Origin of the sequence: Janthinobacterium saanense, assembly GCF_014200675.1 — a bacterium.
Classification (GTDB): domain Bacteria; phylum Pseudomonadota; class Gammaproteobacteria; order Burkholderiales; family Burkholderiaceae_D; genus Janthinobacterium.
Map to the genome: position 1 here is coordinate 214,626 of NZ_JACHCI010000004.1, position 20,924 is coordinate 235,549.

Here is a 20,924-nt window from a genome sequence, read left to right on the forward strand (position 1 = left end):
CGGTCTCCATCACTTTTGCGCAGCCTTGATCATATTGCGGGCGATCACGATTTGCTGGATCTGCGTCGTGCCCTCGTAGATGCGGAACAGGCGCACGTCGCGGTAAAAGCGTTCGGCCGCGTATTCACTGATATAACCGGCGCCGCCGTGTATCTGCACCGAGCGGTCGGCGACCCTGCCGCACATCTCGGAGGCGAACAGCTTGCAACACGAGGCTTCGGTCGAAATGTCTTGCTTGTTGTCGCGGCGGCGGGCGGCGTCGAGCACCATGCTGCGCGCCGCGTAAATCTCGGCCTTGCTGTCGGCCAGCATGGCCTGGATCAGCTGGAATTCGGCGATGGGCTGGCCGAACTGCTGGCGCTCCATGGCGTAGGCCAGCGCATCGGCCAGCATGCGTTCGGCCGCGCCCACGCAGACGGCGGCGATGTGCAACCGGCCCTTGTCGAGCACTTTCATGGCGGTTTTAAAACCCACGCCTTCCTTGCCGCCGATCAGATTGGCGGCCGGCACACGGCAGTTTTCAAAGATCACGTCGCAGGTATGCGCGCCTTGCTGGCCCATCTTCTTGTCGATCTTGCCCAGTGTAAGGCCTGGCGTGTCTTTTTCCACGATGAAGGCAGAGATGGCCGAAGCGCCGCGCTTGGCCGGATCGGTGCGGGCCATGACCGTAAAAATGCTCGCTTCCGGCGCATTCGTGATGTAGCGCTTGCTGCCGTTCAGGATATAAAAGTCGCCATCGCGCACGGCCTTGGTGCGCAGCGAGGCGGCATCCGATCCCGACCCCGCTTCCGTCAGGGCGAACGAGCCGATGATCTCGCCGGACGCCAGCTTGGGCAGGTAGTACTGTTTTTGCTCCGGCGTGCCATCGATGACGATGCCTTGCGAACCGATGCCGTTATTCGTGCCGATCAGCGAGCGGAAGGCGGGAGAGGTGCGGGCGATTTCAAAGGCCACGCGCACTTCTTCTTCCATGCTCAGTTCCAGGCCGCCGTATTGTTCCGGGATCGACAGGCCGAACAGGCCCAGTTCGCGCATCTGCGCCACGATGGCGGGCGGGATGGTGTCGGTTTCAGCCACCAGCGCCTCGTTCGGCACCAGTACCTGGCGCACGAAGCGGCTGATGCTGTCGAGCAGGATATTCAGGGTTTCTTGGTCGCGTATCATCGGGGTCCTCGGAGACTTGATAGGGAGGGGCGCGCAGTCTAACCGCGTCCCAGATTGGTTTCAACTGTTTTGACCAGGGCCACCAGGCGCGGTCCCAGATCGTTTTCAAGCTTGTCGCGCGACAGCAGAAAGGCCGGGCCGCCGCAATTGAATGCCATCACCTGTTCGCCGTCAAAGCCCAGCATGGGCACGCCCACCGCGTGCACATCGTTTTGCCACTCGCCGGCCGAGATGCAAAAGCCCCGGTCCTGGTAATCCTTATAGCCCTGTTCGATGCCAGCCTTGATGCGCGGCCAGCGTTCCGTGTCGTGCAGGCGCGCATGGTCCATCAGGTAGTCGCGCTCCGCTTGCGGCAGGACGCACAGCAGGGCCTTGCCCATGGCGGTCGTCATCAGGGGGATGCGCGAACCGACATCGAGGCGCAAGGTGACGTTGGCGCTGCTGCGGCAGGTTTCCACGTACACCATGCTGAGACGGTCGCGCGTGCCCAGCGCCACGGAAGCCTGCGCATGTTCGGCCAGTTCTTCCATCAGCGGGCGCGCCATCTTGCGTACATCGAGATTGGACAGCATGCGGTAGCCGAGGGCCAGCACGCCGGCGCCCAGCTGGTATTTTCCCTGGTGTTCGGAGTAGCTCAGGTAGCCCAGCCTGGTGAGGGTATAACTGAGGCGCGAAATGGTGGGTTTGGGGATGGCCGTGCGCTTGGCGATCTCTGCGTTCGACAGGAAAACTTCGCCGGGGCGGAAGCAGCGCAGCACTTCCAAGCCACGCGCCAGCGCGTTGACGAATTGCCGGTCCTTGCCTTCCTCGTCATCGCTGAAGACAATCAAATCCGGATCTGCTGCTGGCTGCTGATGGCTTGTTTTGGCGTTCATGTGCGTCCCCCTGCAAACCAGTTTGCCTAGCTGAATTCCTCATGTCAACGGTTTTGTGAAACATTCGTTCGCATAGCGAAATGCTGCGGCGCAAGAAAAAAGACCATTAAAACGCTGCTTGAAGATCGCTATCTACCTGCGTATATTGCGAACTTCGCAGGTGGGCCGTGCAGCAAAAGAAAGGATGCACCAATGTTGAAAACTATTCGATCGCTGGCCCTGATGGCCTGTCTGCTGCCAGTCAGCGCGCAGGCGGGGCCGCCGGCGCCCTCGCGCGACAGCATGAGCCACAGCCTGCAGCTGACAGGCTTGGTGAAAACACCGTTGATCCTGACGGTGGCCGAGCTGCGCCAGATGGCGCCTGCCAGCGGCGGCGAACTGGCAGTCACGCGCCAGAACGGCGATCAGGCTGAAACCATCACCAGCTACCAGGGCGTGCGCCTGCGCGATATCCTCGACAAGGCGGTGCTGGACGCGCCCGGCCATAACGATGTGAAAAAGCTGGCCATCATCGCCAGCGCCACCGATGGCTACGCGGTAGTGTTTTCATGGGGCGAGCTGTATAACTCGCCCGCTGGCGACAGCGTGATCGTGTATGTGGAAAAGAATGGCAAGCCGCTAGACGAGCGCGATGGCGAGATCGCGCTGATCTCGGCCAAGGATATCCGCACGGGGCCGCGCCACGTGAAGTGGCTCAACCGCATCGAAGTGCGCAAGCTGGCTGATTAAACGGGCATGTTCATCGCCTCCCCGGCCAAGGCATATAGCCGGCGTGCGGCTGGCGTCACTCCCGGCATATGCATGGCTGCGTGAATCAGGCCATCGAGCCGCTGGCATGCCACTGCCACGCCAGCCTCGCGCAGGCGCTGCGCATAGGCCACGCCTTCGTCGTGCAGCGGATCGTATTCACATACGATGATGGTCGCCGGCGGCAAGCCTTGCAGTGAAGCGGCACGCAGCGGGGCCGCATACGGCTGCTCGCCATCGGCCGGGGTGGCAAGATAGGCCGACCAGCAAAAGCGCATGGCCTCGCGCGTCAGCGAATACCCTTCGGCGTAGCGCTGGTAAGACGGCGTGTCGAAGGAAAAGTCGAGTGCCGGGTACAGCAACAACTGGTGCGCCAGCGCAGGACCACCGAGGTCGCGCGCCATCAGGGCCGCTGCCGCCGCCAGATTGCCTCCCGCGCTATCGCCGCCCACCGCCAGCCGGCCTGCATCGATACCCAGCGCCGCTGCCTGTTCGGCCACCCAGCACAGGGCGCGGTACACGTCGTTCAAAGGCGCCGGGAATGGGTGCTCGGGCGCCAGCCGGTAATCGACGGAAAAGATGACGTTGCCGGTGGCGTTGGCGAGCGCGCGGCAAGGGTTGTCATATACGTCCAGGCTACCCAGGCACCATCCACCGCCGTGGGCAAAGACGATGGCGGGCAGCGCGGTTGCGGTTTGCGCAGCGGCAGGCACATAAGCGCGCACGGTCAACGCAGGTTCACCTGGCACGATGTAATCCCTGATCGACGCCACGTCTTCCAGAGGGCCGTGCATTTGGCGCAAGCTAGCGTCCGTGGCCGTCCGCAGCGCTGCCAGCGAGGCGGGCTGCGGTGCCTCTTGCGCCTGGCGCAGATGCGCGGCGATCAGTGGATCGAGGCTCATGCTGCCACTCCCGCCAGGAAGGGCAGCAGGTGGGCGATGAAGGCTTCAGGCTGCTCTTCCATGATGAAGTGGCCGCACTCGGTGACGATGGCGCCCTGCAAAATGCTGGCCTTGCCCTGCATGGTCAGCAGCGGAGCGTCATTGGTTGCATGATCGGCGCCGATGGCCAGCACCGGCATGGCCAGGCTGCGTTTTGCCCGTTCCAGGTTTTGCCGTATGGTTTCGGGTATCGCGCGGTAATAGGCGAAGCCGGCGCGTAGTGCACCTGGCGTGGCGTAAGCCTCGGCATACACGTCCACGGCGACTTTGTCGCGGCGGTAGGACCAGCGGTCAAAGATAAAGCGGATGTATTCGCGTTCCTTGCCGGCCGTGAGCATCTCGGGTAAATCAGGCACCTGATTGAACATGAAGTGCCACAAAAAGATATTGTCGGCAGGGGCGACAAAGATGGGCGGTGCCGGCGCCAGGCCGGGAATCACGGCTTCCGTCAGCGCCAGTTTTGTCACGGCTTGCGGAAAATCGCTGGCCAGCGCATAGCCTACCCACATGCCGATATCGTGCCCCACCACGTCGTACTGCGTGTGGCCCAGCGCCAGCATGGCGCGGTGCAGGGTCGCCGCCACGGCGCCCGTGTCGTAGCCGCCGGACGGGCGGTCCGAATAGCCGCTACCGGGCGGGTCGATGGCGATTGCCTGATAGCCCTGGCTGGCCAGGGCGGCCATCACATGGCGCCAGGCATACCAGGTTTGCGGCCAGCCCGGGATCAGCAGCACCGGCTTGCCGCTTCCTGTGATGGCGCAGTGCAGGCGTTGGCCAGCTATGCGCACATACTCGTGGGTGATGTGGTTTTCATGTTGATGCATGGTGCGTCCTTACTTAATTAATTGTGTTAAATGCCGAGCAGGGTGTTGATCTGTTGTGCGCTGACGGGGGCGCCAGCGAAGTCGTCGAAGATTTTTCCCGTCACAGGAATGATGTGGGCGTTGATAAAGGCCACGCCTTCGCGCGCGCCCACCTCCTGGTCCTTCAGGCAGCACTCCCATTCCAGGGTGGCCCAGCCCGCGTAATCGTATTGCGCCATCTTCGAGAAAATCCCCTTGAAATCGACCTGGCCGTCACCAAGCGAACGGAAACGCCCGGCGCGGTTTTCCCACGACTGGTAGCCGCCATAAATGCCTTGCCGTCCGCTAGGATTGAACTCGGCATCCTTCACATGGAACATGCGGATATGGTCTTTATAAATATCGATGAAATCGAGATAGTTCAGCTGCTGCAGCACGAAGTGGCTGGGATCGAACAGCATCTTGCAGCGCGGGTGGCGGCCTACCCGTTCGTAAAACATCTCGAAACTGACGCCGTCATGCAGGTCTTCGCTGGGGTGAATTTCGTAGCACAGATTGACGCCCTGTTCTTCGCACACGTCGAGTATCGGCAGCCAGCGGCGCGCCAGTTCATCGAAAGCCGTCTCGATCAAGCCGGGTGGGCGCTGCGGGAACGGGAATAAATAAGGCCAGGCAAAAGAGCCTGAAAACGTTCCCATGTCCGTCAATCCAAGGCGTTTTGACGCCATTGCCGCCAGCTTGATCTGCTCGATGGCCCAGGCCGTGCGTGCTTCCGGCTGCCCTTGCAGGTCGGGCGGGGCAAAGCTGTCGCACAGAGCGTCATAGGCCGGGTGTACGGCCACCAGCTGGCCGAAGATATGCGTCGTCAATTCGCTGATGACCAGGCCGTGGCGGGCCAGCATGGCGGTCAGTTCGTCGCAATAGGCCTGGCTGTGCGCCGCTTGCGCCACGTCGATCAGGCGCGCATCCCAGGCAGGAATCTGCAGGGCCTTGAAGCCCAGGCCGGAAGCCCATTCCGCAATCGCGGGCAGGCTATTGAAGGGCGCCGTATCGGCGGCGAATTGTGCCAGGTGCAGGCTGGGTCCTTGGATGGTTTTCATATCGGCTCCTATTGTTTGTCGATTGACAAAGAATAGATGAAACTTTCGACGCGGTCAAGGCTGGCATGACAAAAAAAGGCGCGGACGTCCCTTGCGGCCAGGCGTTATACTGGCCGCCAGTTTGCTAGCGGAGGATGACAATGGCAGGAAGACCGAGGGAATTTGACCGCGCGCAGGCGCTGGAAAAAGCGCGCGACTTGTTCTGGACGCGTGGTTATGAGGGGGTATCGATGGCCGATCTGGTCGCGGCGCTGGGTATCGCTTCAGCGCGCATCTATGCGGCGTTCGGCTCGAAGGAGCAGTTATTCCGCGAAGCTGTGGAATTGTACAAATCAGGCGAGGGCGCTTTTGCCGTGCACGCGCTGGCCGCCAGGCTGAACGTACGCGATGCGCTAGTGCGCATGCTGGAAGAAGCCGTGCTGCTGTACACGCGCAGCGGCCAGCCGCAAGGCTGCATGGTGGTCACGGCGGCGACCAACACCAGTGCGGAAAACGCCGGTATTGCCGACTGGCTGGCGCAGCATCGTCGCGCACGCACGCAAAGTCTTGTCGAACGTCTGCGCGATGCGCAAGGCAAGGGCGAGTTGCGCGAAGGCGTCGATATGCAGGCGCTGGGCGATTATTATGCGGCGCTGCTGCATGGCTTGTCGGTGCAGGCGCGCGATGGCGTTCCCGCAGCACGCCTGCTGGCGCTAATCGCCCCGGCCATGGCGCCTTTGGATCTGGCGCTTGTTTAATGCTTGTTTAGCTCTTGATGAGACTGCGATATTGATAGCCAGCGCCGCTCAGGATTTGACGTCGATCAGGCTGCCCAGCGCCTGGTCGGCGGTCTTGACGACGTTGGCTGATAAATTGAAACCTGATTTGTAGATCAGGGTATCGGTCAGCTCCGAGGCCAGGCCCACGCCGCTGGGGCGGTTTTCGGCCAGCCTGTTTTCGGTCCTGCCCGCCTGATCATCGGCGGCCAGCTTGCGCCCCTCGACAGAGAGCGTCACGCCCGTACCGGCCGGGCTGTTTTCCTGGAAGTTTGCGCTTTGTGGCTGGAAGCCGGGCGTATTGACATTGGCAATGTTGTTGGCGGATACATCCAGCGCGCGCTGGTTGGCGGTCAGTCCTGCAGTGCCGGTGGTGAGAGCGGAAATGGACATGGCGATTCCTTGAAAGTAGTACTAGTGTACTCCGCTTCGTGGCGGTAGTGGTTGGTGTAGGGCAACATCAACGGTCAAAGGGCGCGAGCATATCGCTTGCTCAAAAAAAATTGTTTTCAGTAACTTTTTAACATTGAGATAGGTTGTTTTGCTGCCTAGACTGCTTGGGATGTTTTCTGTTTATCCCCTGGAGTCCGCCATTTTTCGCCCCCATCCTTCCTTGCTGGCGCTGCTGTGCCTGTGCTTATGTCTATTTTCCGTGCCGTCGCTGGCGCAGCGCCTGCCTGCGCAATTGCCGCTCGATACGCGGCTCAATGAACAGATCGTCATGGTGCCTGCCGGTCCCGGCGGGCGCGAGATGCTGGAAACGACCATCTTTCGTCCCAGCGGCCCCGGTCCGTTTCCCTTGCTGCTGATGAATCATGGCAAGCAAGAGGGGCCGGCCAGGCAGCAAAAACGCGAACGTTTCATCTATATGGCGACTGAATTCGTGCGGCGCGGTTATGCCGTGATGCTGCCGATGCGCAGCGGCTTTGCCCTGTCCACCGGCGCCTACCGCGATCATGGCTGCGACATGACGGCCAATGGCGTCGCCCAGGCGCGCGACGTGCTCGATGCGCTGGCCTATGCGCGGCGCCAGAGCTGGGTCGACCCGGAACGCATCCTTGTGGCCGGCCAGTCGTATGGCGGGCTGGCGGCGATGGCGCTGGCGACTGCCAACTTGCCCGGCGTGCGCGGCCTGCTCAATTTTGCGGGCGGCCTGCGCGTCGACAAGCCCGTTTGCGACTGGCAGTCGTCGCTGGCCAAGGCGTATGCCACCTTCGGCGCCTACAGCCAGGTACCCAGTCTGTGGCTGTATGGCGCCAACGATTCCTATTTTGGCCCGCAACTGGCGCAGCGCTGGTACCGTTCCTACACGGGATCGGGCGGCAAGGCTGAATTGTTTGCCTATGGTTCCTTCAAGCGCGACGCGCACCTGACCCTGGGCAGCCGCGACGGCGTGGCCATCTGGCTGCCCAGGGTCGAGCGTTTCCTCGATTCCATCGGCATGCCGACCCGGCCCGTCTACAGCGTGATCGATCCACCGCCGCCGCCCGAAACACATTTTGCGCTGCTGGACGATGTGGGCGCCGTGCCTTTCCTGGCCGACCAGGGCCGCGCCGCCTACCGCGCTTTTCTGGGCAAGCAACTGCCGCGCGCATTCGCCGTCTCGGAAACGGGCGCCTGGGGCTGGGCCGAGGAGGGCGAGAGCCCCGATTACCGCGCGCTGGCTTCTTGCCAGCAAAGCAGCAGCAAGCCCTGTCATTTATATCTGGTCGATGACAGCGTGGTATGGCCTCCTCCAGGCAACGCCAGCAGCGCCGCCGGTGGCGCCGAATAGGCGGCTGCGCACGATAGTTGTCGCCGAAATGGGGAGCGGGCGAATATACTAGGGGAAAAGGGAGGCGAGACGCCTCCCATCCGCCCTTATTTCAAGCGAGAATACACCCCTATGGCGTCATCCCCAGAAAACCTCAGCATGGCCGTGTTTTGCGATTTCGAAAACGTCGCGCTCGGCGTACGCGATGCAAACTACGAAAAATTCGATATCAAGCCTATCCTCGAGCGCTTGCTGCTCAAGGGCAGCATCGTGGTCAAGAAGGCTTATTGCGACTGGGACCGCTATAAAAGCTTCAAGTCGACCATGCATGAAGCGAACTTCGAACTGATCGAAATTCCCCACGTACGCCAGTCCGGCAAGAATTCGGCCGACATCCGCCTGGTGGTCGATGCGCTGGACCTGTGCTACACCAAGGCCCACGTCAATACCTTCGTCATCATCAGTGGCGACTCCGACTTTTCGCCGCTGGTCTCCAAGCTGCGTGAAAACGCCAAGCAGGTGATCGGCGTCGGCGTCAAGCAATCGACTTCCGACCTGCTGGTGGCGAACTGCGACGAATTCATTTTCTACGATGACCTGGTGCGCGAAAGCCGCCGCACGGCCGCCAAGCGCGATGCGCGCGAAACGCCGGCCGTCAAGCGCTCGCCGGACGAAGAAGTACGCCGCAAGGAAAAATACGAGTCGCGCAAGACCGAGGCAATCGAGATGGCCGTCGCCACCTTCGATGCGCTGGTGTCCGAACGCGGCGACAGCGGCAAGATCTGGGCTTCGATGCTGAAGGAAGCGATCAAGCGCCGCAAACCCGATTTCAGCGAATCGTATTATGGTTTCCGCACCTTCGGCAATTTGCTGGAAGAAGCGCAAACGCGCGGCTTGCTGGAGTTTGGCCGCGATGAAAAATCGGGCGCTTATGTTTACCGCAGCAGCGGCGCAGCCGCAGTGGCGATTATTGAAGCCAATGCCGAGACCGAGCAGCAAGCCGTGGTAGTAGATGCCGCCACCACGCCGGAAGAGCATCAGCGTGAAGGCGGTCGCCGCGAATCGCGCCGCAATGGCCGTGGTGGACGCAAGCAGAATGAGCACCGCCGCAACGAAGCGCCGCAGCTTGCCGTGCCGGTGAGCGAGGCGGAAGCGCCTGTCGCCGCTGTTGAGCAATATCAGGAAGCGCCGCAGTTGGAGGTGGCGCCTGAGGTGGCGGAAGCGCCTGCCGTGGCGGAAGAAGGCAACGCCAAGCGCGGTTCGCGCCGCAATGGCCGTGGTGGCCGCAAGAATGGCGAGGCTGGCCGTGACGCCAGCCGCGAAGCGCGTGCTGCCGTCGTGGAAGCGGTCGTTGAAGCCGTGGCGTTTGCTCCAGAACCTGTGCCGGTAGTCGACGTGGCTCCCGAGCCGGTCGTTGACACCAAGCCAAAAGCCAAGCCACGCCCACCGGCGCGCAAGGTCGCGGCAGCGAAGAAGCCGGCCAAGAAGGCAGTGGAAGCTGTCGTCGACGCCGCGCCTGTAATCGAAGCGGCGCCAGTGGAAACCGCGCCAGTGGCCGAAGACCAGCCTGCCAAGGCGCCGCGCAAGGCGGCGCCACGCCGTCCTGCGCGCAAGAAAGCTGAAGCAGCGTGAGGCTGGGGTCAGTTCCTACGGAATCGGTATACGTCCCATTGGGACGCATACCCCCGGCGGGTCTGACCCCGGATTTCCGCTAGGCTATACGCATACGTTTTAACCCAGTCTGGCGGTCAACGATGTACTACGGCGAACGGTTCAACAGCATTTCCCATACGGTAGGCGCGGCGCTGGCCGCCATCGGCGGCATTATCCTGATTGTCGCCGCTGCCCGCACGGGCGACCCGTGGAAAATTGTCAGCTGCAGCGTCTATGCGGCCATGCTGCTGACCCTGTACCTCACTTCTACCCTGTACCACAGCGTGCGCGGCAAGGCCAAGGCCGTGCTGCAGCGCCTCGATCACTGTGCCATCTATTTGCTGATAGCGGGCACTTACACGCCGTTCATGCTGGTCACCCTGCGCGGGCCGTGGGGCTGGTCGCTATTCGGCGTGGTGTGGGGCCTGGCGCTGTTCGGTATCGCGCAGGAATATCTGTACGCCAGGGGCGCGCGCATTCTCTCGCTGGTGATTTATGTGGCTATGGGCTGGCTGGTGGTGATCGGCATCAAGCCGCTGCTGGCGGCGCTGGAATGGCATGGTTTCCTGTGGCTGGTGGCCGGTGGCCTGTGCTACACGGGCGGCATCGTTTTTTATGCCACCGACCACAAGCTGCGCCATGGCCACGGCATCTGGCATCTGTTCGTGCTGGCGGGCAGTTGCTGCCATTTTGCCGCCATTTTGTTCTACGTTGCCTGATATTGCTTGCTGGACTCACTGTTGCCATGATTCCACTATAATGGCGAGATATGTGAAATCAAGGCAACAATAAGGCAATCATGGACATCAATTCGGACGACTTGAAAATCTTCGTCACCGTCATCGACAGCGGCACACTGAGCGCGGCCGCCGTGCACCTGGGACAAACCACTTCGGGCGTCAGCCGCGCCCTGTCGCGGCTGGAAGAGAAGCTGGCCACGTCGCTCCTGACGCGTACCACGCGGCGCATGGAACTGACGGAAGAAGGGCAGCTGTTCCTGGACCGGGCCCGCACCATCCTCGATGCGATGGAAGAGGTGGAGGAGTCGATACGCATCCGCCACCAGAAGCCGGCCGGCCGTTTGTGCATCGATGCCGCTTCGCCCTTCATGCTCCATTGCGTGGTGCCTCATGTGGCCGAGTTTCGCGCCATGTATCCGGACATCCGCCTGGAACTGAGCAGCAATGACCAGATCGCCGACCTGCTGGAACACCGCACCGACATCGCCATCCGCATCGGCGCGCTCAGCGATTCGACCCTGCATGCGCGCCCCCTCAGCTCCAGTCCACTGCACGTGCTGGCCACGCCGGCCTACCTGGCACGGCATGGCGAACCGCGCACGCCGGAAGAGCTGGCCGGCCACGCGCTGCTGGGGTTTGCCCAATACGAACTGGGTAATAACTGGCCGCTGCGCCACGCAACGGGCAACAGCCTGCAGATCGTGCCGGCGCTGGCCGCCTCCAGCGGCGAAACCTTGCGCCAGCTGGTGCTGAATGACCAGGGCATCGTCTGCCTGTCCGATTTCATGACCCGAGACGACATCGCCGCCGGCCGGCTGGTGCGCATACTGCAGCCGTTCTACACGGGCTACCGCCAGCAGATCCACGCGGTCTACTACCGCAATACGCAGCTGTCGCAGCGCATCAGCTGTTTTCTGGAGTTCCTGCAGCAGAAGCTGTAAGCAGCCGCAGGGGTTTGCGTGAGAATGCACGTATTTTCCCCTAGATAAGGCCTGTTATCATATTGCAATTTTAATTATTGCAAAACTAATATGAGAATAAGCCTTACCCTGATCACCATGCTGTGCGTGTCCGGCGCTGGCGCCGCCGATCTGCCCTATGCTGGCAAGGCGAATTGCCGCGTGGCTGCACATGCACGGGTCGCCGGCCAGCAAGCCTACTGGAATGGCGCTTGCAAGGATGGGTATGCCAGTGGTTACGGTGCCTTGCAGTGGAGCAAAGATGGCAAGGCAACGGAACGCTATGAAGGCAATTTGAGCAAGGGTGTGCCGGAAGGCGAGGGCATCGCGCAATGGGAGGACGGCAGTCTGTATGAAGGCAGGTATCGCGATGGTGAATTGCATGGCCCGGCCGTGGTAATGTTGAAAGGCGAGGACAAACTGGAAGCCAGCTTCGAGCATGGCAAGCCAGTTGGCAATGTCAAGGTCGCTTATGGCAATGGCGATCGCTACGAGGGCGGCTGGCAGCATGGTCCGGAAGGTAGCGGCACGATGACATTTGCGCTGGGCGGTGCCTATCAGGGAGCATGGCGCGAAGGAAAGCCGGTCGGTGACGGCGAGATATTGTATTCCAACGGGCAGGTGCTGAAGGCGCGCTTTGATGGCAGTTTCCAGTTGAAGGAGCAGGCAGAAAAACCTGCGGCGCCCAAGCTGTACACCATCAAGCGGGATGCGCGGACGGGCTCGAACATTCGTCAGGTCTACAGCTCAGGGCATGCAGTGCCGCCAGAAAAGTCGTATGCCGAGTTGACGCCGGAGCAGCAACTGTTTGTAAAAGGGTTTTATAAAGCCTTGCAGGATGACGACGTGCCACCCTATCCGGAAAAGGGCACGCTGGCGATCTCGCGCGCCATGGGGCGTTTGATCTCATACCAGGGCGCCAGTGGCCCATTGCGCGCCAATGTCCACGTGGATGAGCATGGTGTAGCGCAGAGTGTTACTTTACTGAAAAGTCCGGACAGCGAGTCGGGCAAGCTGGCGGCAGCCATGCTGATGCATGTCAAATATACGCCGGGCCGTTGCGCGGGGCAGCCGTGCGCGATGGCGGTACCGTTCAGCTACACGCTCAGCATCACGCGATAGTGTGGCGTCCCGTCATTGTGTCAGGGAAAACTCGCTTCTCAGCAGCGTCTCCATTTCCTGCGCCGGCAGCGGCTGGCTGAAGTAAAAGCCTTGCACCTCGTCGCAGCCGTGGCGGCGCAGGTAGTCCAGCTGTTCGGCCGTTTCCACGCCCTCGGCCACTACCCGCAATTTCAAATTGTGCGCCAGGGCGATGATGGAGACCACGATGGCCGCATCGTCGGCATCGCGCGCCACGTCGTTGATGAAGCTGCGGTCGATCTTCAGCACGTCGATGGGGAAGGTGCGCAGATAGGCGAAGCTCGAATAGCCGGTGCCGAAATCGTCGATCGACAACTGCACCCCCAGCGCCTTCATGTCGTGCAGCTGGCTGACGGCCAGCGCCACGTCGTGCATGAACAGGCTTTCCGTCAATTCCAGTTCCAGGCACGCTGGCGGCAACTGCGTATCCGCCAGCACCGTGGCGATCGACGCCACCAGGTTCGGTTCATTGAACTGGCGCGCCGACAGATTCACGGCCAGGCGCAGCGGTCCCAGGCCGGCCGCATGCCAGCTTTGCACTTGCGCGCACGCCTGGCGCATGACCCAGGCGCCAATCGGCACGATCAATCCCGTATCTTCGGCCAGCGCGATGAAGCGGTGCGGCGCCACCATGCCCAGATCGGGATGGCGCCAGCGCAGCAGCGCTTCCACGCCGACGATGCGGCCACTGGCCAGGTCCAGCTGCGGCTGGTAATGCAGCACGAATTGTCCCCGTTCCAGCGCATTGCGCAATGCCGTTTCGATGCGCAGCCTTTCCAGCGTGGCCTGGTTCATGGCCGACGTGTAGAACTTGATGTTGTTGCGTCCCTGCTTCTTGGCGCAGTACATGGCGATGTCGGCCTGTTCGATCAGGTTTTGCGTTTCGCCGTTGAGCGTGACGTCGCCGGGGGCATCGTGTTGCGAGCCGTCGTAGACGGCCACGCCGATGCTGCAGGTGACAAAAAACTCCTTGCCATCGAGCAGAACGGGCTGCGCCACGGCGTCCATCACGCGCTGCACGATGGCGCCGCTGAGCGCCTCGTCGTCGTGTTCCGACAGGATGGCGACGAATTCATCGCCGGACAGGCGGGCCACGGTGTCGCTGTCGCGCAAGCTCGTTTGCAGCCTTGTGGCGATGGTTTTCAACAGCTGGTCGCCGGCCTTGTGGCCCAGGCTGTCGTTGACGAACTTGAATCGGTCCAGGTCGATCAGCAGTACCCACAGCGCGCGCCCCTTGCGGCGCGACAGCGCCATCGCCTGCGTCAGGCGGTCGCGCAGCAGGGCGCGGTTGGGCAGCCCAGTGAGCACATCATGGTGGGCGATATGCTGGATCTGCTGTTCCGCCATTTTGCGCTCGGTGATGTCCGAGCCCGTGCCCCGGTAGCCGCAAAATTCGCCCAGCGCATTGAACAGCGGTTCGCCATTGATGCTGAACCAGCGCAGCTGGCCCGCGCGGTCATGCATGGCGTATTCCAGGTTCGAGAACGGCAGGCGCGCTTCCAGGTTGGCGATATGCTGTTTGCCCCAGCGCGCATTGCGCATCTCGGTATTGTGGTGCCAGCGCGTCATGCCGATGAAGCGTTCCGGCGGCATATTGGATTTGTCGCTGAAACCGCTGGTGATGTGGGTAAAGCAGAGGTTGACGTCCTGCTCCCAGTACCAGTCCGAAGACAGGGCCAGCAGCCGGCGAAAGCGTTTTTCACTTTCCTGCAGCGCCCGTTCCGTGCTCTGGCGCGCACGCACGTCGGCGCTGAGTAGCTCATTGCTGCGTTTGAGGTCGGCCGTGCGCTGTTCGACCAGCTTTTGCACGCGGCGCGAGCGCTGCGTCAGCGACTGCACGAAAGCCGCCGTCAGCACGCTGAACAGCAAGCCCGTGACGAGCGCCAGCAGCGAACCCAGATGGTCTTCCAGGAAGGGGCGCGGATGGGCCACCACGCGCACATGCCAGGGCCGGCCAGCCGACGCGAAGGCGCGGTCATAATTGTCATGGTAGGCAAAGCGCAGCCAGCGCGGCAGCGTTAGCCAGCTTTTCTCCGCGCTGCCGGCGGCCAGCTGGCCATGCTGGAAGATCAATGCCTGCGGGTCTGCACTGGCGCTGGCGTAGACGCTCACTTCCAGTTGCGGGTCGCTCAGCAGATCGGCGCGCGCGAGTATCTTCCAGACCAGTTCCTTGCCGCGGATGACGGCGGCCGTATCGCCGACCAGCGCTGCGCGCCGCTGTTCCAGCGTGTGGCGCGGCATGCCTGGGCGGTACACGGGACGCAGGATGACGAAGCCCTGCTGCGGTCCCTGGGCCAGGGCGAGCAGGCCGGTGGCGGTGGCCTGGCCACTATGCAGCGCTTGTTCCAGGGCGTCCGCCAGCAAGCCGTCCGGACGCACATTCAGGCCGAAGGCGGCAAGATTGCCTTGCAGCGGTTCCAGGTAATCGACCACCAGATAGATGGCGTGCGTCGTGGCTGGCACCACCTGGCCGTCGCGCATTTCCGTCATGGCGTAGCCGGGTACGATGCGCCGCAAATCGGCTTCGAACGCTGCCCGCTGCGACTGCGGCACGTAACGATGGAAATTGAAGGCCTGGATGTAGGGGTGGCGCTGCAGCAGCGGCGCGGTGAAGTCGCCGAACTGCTCGCGCGTGACGGGCATGATGGCGGCAAACAGCTGGTTGGTGGTGGTCAGCACTTCGACCGCATCATCGATGCCGCGTTCAATCACGGCCACGCGTGCGCCGGCCCGCTGTTGCAGGCTCAGGGTCATCTTGTCGTATTCAAGCTGGCTGATGGCGGCGAACAGCACGCCCGTCACGCACAGGCCACAGGCCAGGGTCAGCGCGGCCGCGGTGGAAATGGACAATGGCAGGCGGCCACGCAACATGGGTTTTCCTATCTCACTTCAGGGGCAATATCGTGGGCAGCATCGTGCAGCGGCGCCTGCGGGCGGCGCGAAGGCGGTAGTTTGTCATAAACCTTGGCCTCCATGCAGATTTTGCGCCAAGCATATGCAAATATACAATAAATCATCGCCGACTGCCGCCAGCGTCCAGCTGCCTGACGCAGGCTCGCCGCTGCTTTCTGAGCGATGTTTTGTTGCATTGGGAGAAATCTGATAAGCTCCCGTGAGCATAGCCGATTGATAGTCAATTGACACGTAGTTGCTGCGTATTGGATGCGTACCCGATACGCCTCACTTGATACTCAGTTGATACCCGATTCATCCTCCGCACAGAGGGGTGGCGGGCTGGCCACCTGCTGCAACGCAGTGCCGTAACAGGCGCCATGGAGAAGACATGTTTTTGGATCACCCCATCATTACGGCCACGAATAGTTTTACGGAACCCGACCGCATCGAGCGGCTGACCCGCGTGTATGGTTATGCGGCGGCGCTGGCCGATCAGGCGGGCAATCCGGTGTTTATCGAAAAGGTGGCGCAGATACACGACCACAAGGGCACCTTGATCATTTTCTGGCATGAGGCGCCCGGCGAGCTGGAAAAGCAGTATTTCGTGCAAGCCTGGGCCAGCAAGATAGGCGACGGCAGCACCAATGTCGAACACGAGATCTGATGTCCATGCCTGCGCCTGGACTCGGCTAGCATCCTCCCCATGGATATCCAGACCCTGGTACTGGCCCTGGCGCTCGGCAACCTGAGCCTGTGCGCGGCGCTGTTTTTTTTCGAGTATGAACGCAAGAAGTCGCTCAGCATGTCTACCTGGGCGCTGGCCAAGCAGTGCCAGGCGCTCGCCTGGTGTTTGCTGTATTTCCGTGGCGTGCTGCCCGATTTCCTCTCCATTTTACTGGCTAACAGCTTGCTGTTTGCCGGCATGGCGCTCGATGCGGGCGCCTTGTGGCAAGCCGCCGGACGTAGCCGCTGGCGCCGCATTGTGCTGCCGGCGCTGGCTTTGGCCGTTGCGCTGTTTGCGCTCTGCTATCTGTTCGATGTAGCGCCTGTGCTGCGCAGTGCCGGCGCGGCGCTGATCGTCGCCGGCTTTTTCCTGGCCGGTGTGGCCGCGCTGTGCCTGAAGTGGTCTGAGGCGAGCATGCTGCGCCGCTTTCTGGCCGTCAGCATGGGGCTGTTGTCGTTGCTGATCGCGGCGCGCGGCTTGCTGTCGGTACTGGCGCCTGGCCTTGACGGGCAATGGCTGCAGCTGGCCGGTTTCGGCGCCCTGTATTTAAGCACCCTTTATCTGATGATGCTGACGAACGCGTTTGGCTATTTGCTGCTGTCGCGCGAAAAACTGGGCCTGGCGCTGGCGCGGCTGGAGGTGCTGGATGCGGCTACCGGCGTGCCGAACCGGCGCGGCTTTTACCAGGCGCTGGCGCCGTGGATGGCGCTGGCGCGCCGGCCCGGCCTGCCGACGGCGCTGGTGGTGCTCAAGATCGATCACTTCAAGCGTGTCAATGACAGTTACGGCCATCCGGTCGGCGACGCCGTGCTCAAGACCGTGGTCGATATCTGCCGCCAGCAATTGCGCGACAGCGACTTGATGGGCCGCCTGGGCGGCGCCGAATTCGCCATCCAGCTGCCGCGCACCACCTTGCCCGACGCGCTGATGGTGGCCGAGCGCATCCGCGCCGCCGTGGCCGGCCTGCCCGTCAAGACCGAGCGCGCCGTCTTGAGCCTGACAGCCAGCCTGGGCGTGACGACCGTGCGGGCCGAAGACAGCACGGTCAGCCTGTTCAAGCGCGCCGACGAAGCGCTGCAGGCGGCAAAGCAGGCTGGCCGCAATCGCGTGGCCGAGGCCCGGCCGGCCAGCACACTGGACGTGTGAATCTCCTAACTTTCATTTAAGCTAAGTAAGCTAAGATGCGCTGCAGGCGTTTGCGCCCGCCGCCGCTGCTTGCATGCGTCCTCCGTTCACTCTTGTCAGGCTTACTCATGAAAAGTATCAGATCCCTACCTATATGGCCGCTGGCCGCACCGATTGCCGGCTGGCTGTTTTTGCTGGGAGCCGGTCTCGGCTTCGGCGGCGCCTACCAGATCCTGCTGGTGATCGGCTTGATCGGCAGCGTGCTGGCCGCCGTGTATCACGCAGAAGTGGTGGCTCACCGTATCGGTGAGCCGTACGGCACCCTGGTGCTGGCGCTGGCCGTGACCCTGATCGAGGTGGCGCTGATTGTCTCGCTGATGCTGGCCGGCGGGCCGGAAACGACGGGCCTGGCGCGCGACACCGTGTTTGCCGCCATCATGATTATTTTGAACGGCATCGTCGGCATCTGCCTGCTGCTGGGCGCCGGCCGCCACAAGGAGCAGAGCTTCGGCCTGCTGGGCGTGAGCGCTTCGCTGGCCACGCTGGCGGCAATCGCCATCCTGACCCTGGTGCTGCCGAATTACACCTCGAGCGCGGCCGGCCCATTCTACAATTCCAGCCAGCTGATTTTCATCGCCGTCATTTCACTGGTCTTGTACGGCACTTTCGTGCTGGTGCAAACAGTGCGCCACCGCGATTACTTCCTGCCCAAGGAAGCCGTCGGCGACGAAGAAGTGCACGCCGAACCGCCCACGCCGGCGGTGGCCTGGATCAGCGCCGGCGCCTTGCTGGTATGCCTGGGCGCCGTGGTGCTGCTGGCCAAATCGCTGGCGCCTGCGCTGGAAACGGCGATTGCCAGCATGGGTGCGCCCAAAACTCTGGTCGGCATCGTGATCGCCGCCATCGTGCTGCTGCCTGAAGGCCTGGCCGCGGTGCGCGCGGCGCGCGCAAATCGTCTTCAAACAAGTCTGAACCTGGCGCTCGGCTCGGCCCTGGCCAGTATCGGCCTGACGATTCCTGCCGTGGTAGTGGTGTCATTGGCAACCGGCCTGACGATCACGCTGGGCCTGGACATCAAGTCCACGGTGCTGTTGCTGCTGTCGCTGATGGTGGCCACCCTGTCGCTGGGGACGGGCCGCACCACGGTGATGCAGGGTACGATTCACCTGGTGATTTTTGCCGTCTACCTGTTCACGACCATCGTGCCCTAGTTGTTTGTTGCCGGCCCTTGTTTTTGTCACGCTCCTGTCATGCTGCTGTCATACGATGGGGGTAGTGTGGTAGCATTTTTAAATCGTTTAAATGATTTATATGGTTTGCATGCCGGTCACTGACTCGCATGCTTATCGCAATGGCAATGCACCGACAACACAAGAGGCTAGAATGTATGCAGCGGTGGACCTGGGGTCCAACAGTTTTCGTTTACACATAGGCAAACATGATGGCGAGGCGATACGCGTGCTCAAAAGCGTACGCGATCCGATCCGCCTGGCCGCCGGCCTGGACGCCGACGGCGACCTGACCGAGGCGGCGATGCAGGCAGCGCTGGCCTGTTTGCGGCGTTTTCGCGCCGTGCTGGCCGATTATGAGCTCGACGCCGTGCGCGTGGTGGCCACCTCGGCCATGCGCGTGGCGCACAATGGCGCCGTCTTTTTACCGCTGGCCGAACAGGCCATCGGCTATCCGATTGAAATCATCTCCGGTGAAGAAGAGGCGCGCCTGATCTATATGGGCGTGGCCAATGCGCTGGCGATTCCTGCCGAGCGGCGCCTGGTGATGGACATCGGCGGTGGCTCCACCGAATTGATACTGGGCCGTGGCCAGGATACGGAACGGGTCGAGTCGTTCAGCCTGGGCACCGTCAAGCAAAGCCTGTCTTTCTTTATCGGCGGGCGCATCGACGCGCCGTCGTTCGAAGCGGCGATCCTCTCGGCGCGCAGTCATTTCGAGGATGCCGCGCCACCATATCGCCCGCAGCACTGGAAGACGGCCTACGGCTCGTCGGGCACCATGCGCACGATTGCCGACATCATCGCCCGCAACAAGCTGGGCGATGGATTGCTGACCGGCCCCAGCCTCGACGCGCTGGCGCGCCGCTTCATTGAAATCGGCCACACCAGCAAGATCGACATGCCGGGCCTGCGCCCGGACCGCGCCAGCACCATCGTCGGCGGCCTGGCGATTTTGATCGGCCTGTTCCGCGAACTGGCGATTCCCGTCATGACGCCGATCGAGGCCGGCTTGCGCATGGGCGTGATGTGGGATTTGTACCTGCGTTCGACCAAGCGCGACCGCCGCGAACAGTCGGTGCAGGGCTGCATGGAGAAATTTCATATCGACCAGCGCCGCGCGGGCCGGGTGGCCGAACAGGCGCTGGCCATGTATGCGCAGCTCAAGCCCAGTTCCGATGCGCTGGTCAAATGCCTGCGCTGGGGCAGCCTGCTGCATGAAGTGGGGCTGGCCGTGTCGCAGACGGGTTACCATAAGCATGCGGCGTATATCGTCGAGAATGCGGACTTGCCCGGTTTTACCACGCGTGAGCAAAAAACCATGAGTCGCTTGATCCTGGCGCAGAAGGGCAATCTGCGCAAGATCGGCGAGGTGCTGGCCGACCCTGATTTCGCCAAAGCGGTGCTGGCGCTGCGCCTGTCGATTTTGCTGATGCACGCACGTATTGAGGCCGACTTCAGTGAACTGCGCTTGCGCATGAAGAGCCGCATCGAACTCGATATCAAGCGCAGCTGGGTGGCGCATCACCCGACAGTGTCATTCTGGATCGAGAAAGAGCAGGAATTCTGGGATGAAGTAGGCGTCGATTTCACCATACGCGCCAGTGCGTAAGGTGTAGCGGCTTGTGTAACAATTCATGTTTTGCAAGCAAATTTTCTAGAAACGGTATATATTGTTTATATTCTTTAAATTGGAGAAACCATGACTAAAACTGTGCCAGTGAAAAAAGCCGCTGCCAAGCCTGCATCGAGCCCTACGGCGGCTGCTGCGTCGGCTCCCGTCTCGATCTTCCCAACCAGCGCATCGATCAACGCGGCCAAGCCAGCCGCCGCCAAGCCGGTCGCCAAGGCTGCGGTCAAGCCGGCTGCCAAGGCGCCAGTGAAGGCAGTTGCCAAGGTTGCAGCCAAACCAGCGGCAAAGCCGGTCGCCAAAGTAGCTGCAAAGCCAGCTGCCAAGGTAGTGGCCAAGCCAGCTGCAAAAGCGGCTGCCGCCAAACCGGCTGTCAAGGCAGCGGCCAAACCGGCCGCCAAAGCTGTGGCAAAACCTGTGGCCAAGGCCGTAGCCAAACCTGTCGCCGTCGCCAAGGAAAAAGCCCGCAAGCCGAAACTGGTGCGCGACAGCTTCACCATGCCGGAAGCCGAGTATGAGGTGCTGGGCCAGGTCAAGAAGGCTTGCCTGAAGGCTGGCTTCGAGATCAAGAAAAGCGAGTTGCTGCGCATCGGCGTGGCGCTGATCAGCCAGATCGACCTGGCGACCCTGCAAAATGTGCTGGCCGGTTTGCCACAACTGAAAACGGGCCGTCCGAAGAAGGATTGATGTC

Annotated in this window: 19 protein-coding genes; 12 read left to right on the forward strand and 7 right to left on the reverse strand. The window is 61.9% G+C overall.

What is annotated here, in order from left to right; genetic code table 11:
- Positions 1 to 9: 9 nt before the first annotated feature.
- Both HDE72_RS08135 and HDE72_RS08140 read right to left on the reverse strand, forming a co-directional pair.
- Positions 10 to 1,164, reverse strand: coding sequence for an acyl-CoA dehydrogenase family protein (locus tag HDE72_RS08135; RefSeq protein WP_183738717.1), 1,155 nt, complete (start codon positions 1,162 to 1,164; stop codon positions 10 to 12).
- 38 nt (positions 1,165 to 1,202) lie between these two features.
- Positions 1,203 to 2,039: an IclR family transcriptional regulator gene (locus tag HDE72_RS08140; protein ID WP_183738719.1), complete on the reverse strand. Its 837-nt coding sequence runs from the start codon at positions 2,037 to 2,039 to the stop codon at positions 1,203 to 1,205.
- Positions 2,040 to 2,231: 192 nt separating this feature from the next.
- Here HDE72_RS08140 and HDE72_RS08145 point away from each other — a divergent pair, with 192 nt between their 5' ends.
- Positions 2,232 to 2,768 (forward strand): molybdopterin-dependent oxidoreductase, encoded by a 537-nt coding sequence (locus HDE72_RS08145; protein WP_183738721.1) that lies wholly within the window; start codon positions 2,232 to 2,234, stop codon positions 2,766 to 2,768.
- Here HDE72_RS08145 and HDE72_RS08150 read toward each other — a convergent pair.
- From HDE72_RS08150 to HDE72_RS08160, 3 genes are read right to left on the reverse strand one after another with little or no spacing between them, the layout of a single operon-like run.
- Positions 2,765 to 3,688, reverse strand: coding sequence for an alpha/beta hydrolase (locus HDE72_RS08150; protein WP_183738723.1), 924 nt, complete (start codon positions 3,686 to 3,688; stop codon positions 2,765 to 2,767). The genes HDE72_RS08145 and HDE72_RS08150 overlap by 4 nt on opposite strands.
- The gene (locus HDE72_RS08155) at positions 3,685 to 4,551 is read right to left on the reverse strand and encodes an alpha/beta fold hydrolase (protein ID WP_183738725.1); all 867 of its coding nucleotides are present in this window, start codon (positions 4,549 to 4,551) and stop codon (positions 3,685 to 3,687) included. The genes HDE72_RS08150 and HDE72_RS08155 overlap by 4 nt, the downstream gene beginning before the upstream one ends.
- Positions 4,552 to 4,577: 26 nt before the next feature.
- Positions 4,578 to 5,630: a sugar phosphate isomerase/epimerase family protein gene (locus HDE72_RS08160; protein ID WP_183738727.1), complete on the reverse strand. Its 1,053-nt coding sequence runs from the start codon at positions 5,628 to 5,630 to the stop codon at positions 4,578 to 4,580.
- Between the two features lie 140 nt (positions 5,631 to 5,770).
- Here HDE72_RS08160 and HDE72_RS08165 point away from each other — a divergent pair, with 140 nt between their 5' ends.
- On the forward strand, positions 5,771 to 6,367 hold the full coding sequence (locus HDE72_RS08165) for a TetR/AcrR family transcriptional regulator (protein WP_183738729.1): 597 nt from the start codon (positions 5,771 to 5,773) through the stop codon (positions 6,365 to 6,367).
- Between the two features lie 48 nt (positions 6,368 to 6,415).
- Here HDE72_RS08165 and HDE72_RS08170 read toward each other — a convergent pair whose 3' ends face one another.
- Positions 6,416 to 6,778: a flagellar basal body protein gene (locus HDE72_RS08170; RefSeq protein ID WP_221291200.1), complete on the reverse strand. Its 363-nt coding sequence runs from the start codon at positions 6,776 to 6,778 to the stop codon at positions 6,416 to 6,418.
- A 169-nt stretch (positions 6,779 to 6,947) separates the two neighbouring features.
- On the opposite strand from HDE72_RS08170, the gene HDE72_RS08175 reads away from it, so the two are divergent.
- From HDE72_RS08175 to HDE72_RS08195, 5 genes are all read left to right on the forward strand, one after another.
- On the forward strand, positions 6,948 to 8,159 hold the full coding sequence (locus tag HDE72_RS08175) for a dienelactone hydrolase family protein (RefSeq protein WP_183738731.1): 1,212 nt from the start codon (positions 6,948 to 6,950) through the stop codon (positions 8,157 to 8,159).
- 111 nt (positions 8,160 to 8,270) lie between these two features.
- Positions 8,271 to 9,770 (forward strand): NYN domain-containing protein, encoded by a 1,500-nt coding sequence (locus HDE72_RS08180; protein ID WP_183738733.1) that lies wholly within the window; start codon positions 8,271 to 8,273, stop codon positions 9,768 to 9,770.
- A 122-nt stretch (positions 9,771 to 9,892) separates the two neighbouring features.
- Positions 9,893 to 10,510: a PAQR family membrane homeostasis protein TrhA gene (gene trhA / locus HDE72_RS08185; protein WP_183738735.1), complete on the forward strand. Its 618-nt coding sequence runs from the start codon at positions 9,893 to 9,895 to the stop codon at positions 10,508 to 10,510.
- An 80-nt stretch (positions 10,511 to 10,590) separates the two neighbouring features.
- Positions 10,591 to 11,472 (forward strand): LysR family transcriptional regulator, encoded by an 882-nt coding sequence (locus HDE72_RS08190; RefSeq protein WP_183738737.1) that lies wholly within the window; start codon positions 10,591 to 10,593, stop codon positions 11,470 to 11,472.
- Between the two features lie 90 nt (positions 11,473 to 11,562).
- The gene (locus HDE72_RS08195; protein WP_183738739.1) at positions 11,563 to 12,612 is read left to right on the forward strand and encodes an MORN repeat-containing protein; all 1,050 of its coding nucleotides are present in this window, start codon (positions 11,563 to 11,565) and stop codon (positions 12,610 to 12,612) included.
- Positions 12,613 to 12,624: 12 nt separating this feature from the next.
- Here HDE72_RS08195 and HDE72_RS08200 read toward each other — a convergent pair whose 3' ends face one another.
- A complete protein-coding gene (locus HDE72_RS08200; RefSeq protein ID WP_183738741.1) occupies positions 12,625 to 15,501 on the reverse strand; it encodes a bifunctional diguanylate cyclase/phosphodiesterase in 2,877 nt (958 codons plus the stop codon).
- Between the two features lie 412 nt (positions 15,502 to 15,913).
- On the opposite strand from HDE72_RS08200, the gene HDE72_RS08205 reads away from it, so the two are divergent.
- The 5 genes from HDE72_RS08205 (at position 15,914) to HDE72_RS08225 (ending at position 20,920) form a co-directional block, all read left to right on the forward strand.
- Complete coding sequence (locus HDE72_RS08205; RefSeq protein ID WP_183738743.1) at positions 15,914 to 16,189, forward strand: hypothetical protein; 276 nt, start codon at positions 15,914 to 15,916, stop codon at positions 16,187 to 16,189.
- Between the two features lie 39 nt (positions 16,190 to 16,228).
- Positions 16,229 to 17,395 carry a GGDEF domain-containing protein gene (locus tag HDE72_RS08210; RefSeq protein WP_183738745.1) on the forward strand — a complete coding sequence of 389 codons (1,167 nt, stop codon included), beginning with the start codon at positions 16,229 to 16,231 and terminating at the stop codon, positions 17,393 to 17,395.
- Between the two features lie 107 nt (positions 17,396 to 17,502).
- Positions 17,503 to 18,585: a calcium:cation antiporter gene (locus HDE72_RS08215; protein WP_183738747.1), complete on the forward strand. Its 1,083-nt coding sequence runs from the start codon at positions 17,503 to 17,505 to the stop codon at positions 18,583 to 18,585.
- 172 nt (positions 18,586 to 18,757) lie between these two features.
- Positions 18,758 to 20,215 carry a Ppx/GppA phosphatase family protein gene (locus HDE72_RS08220; RefSeq protein ID WP_183739263.1) on the forward strand — a complete coding sequence of 486 codons (1,458 nt, stop codon included), beginning with the start codon at positions 18,758 to 18,760 and terminating at the stop codon, positions 20,213 to 20,215.
- 90 nt (positions 20,216 to 20,305) lie between these two features.
- The gene (locus HDE72_RS08225) at positions 20,306 to 20,920 is read left to right on the forward strand and encodes a hypothetical protein (protein ID WP_221291201.1); all 615 of its coding nucleotides are present in this window, start codon (positions 20,306 to 20,308) and stop codon (positions 20,918 to 20,920) included.
- Positions 20,921 to 20,924: the final 4 nt, after the last annotated feature.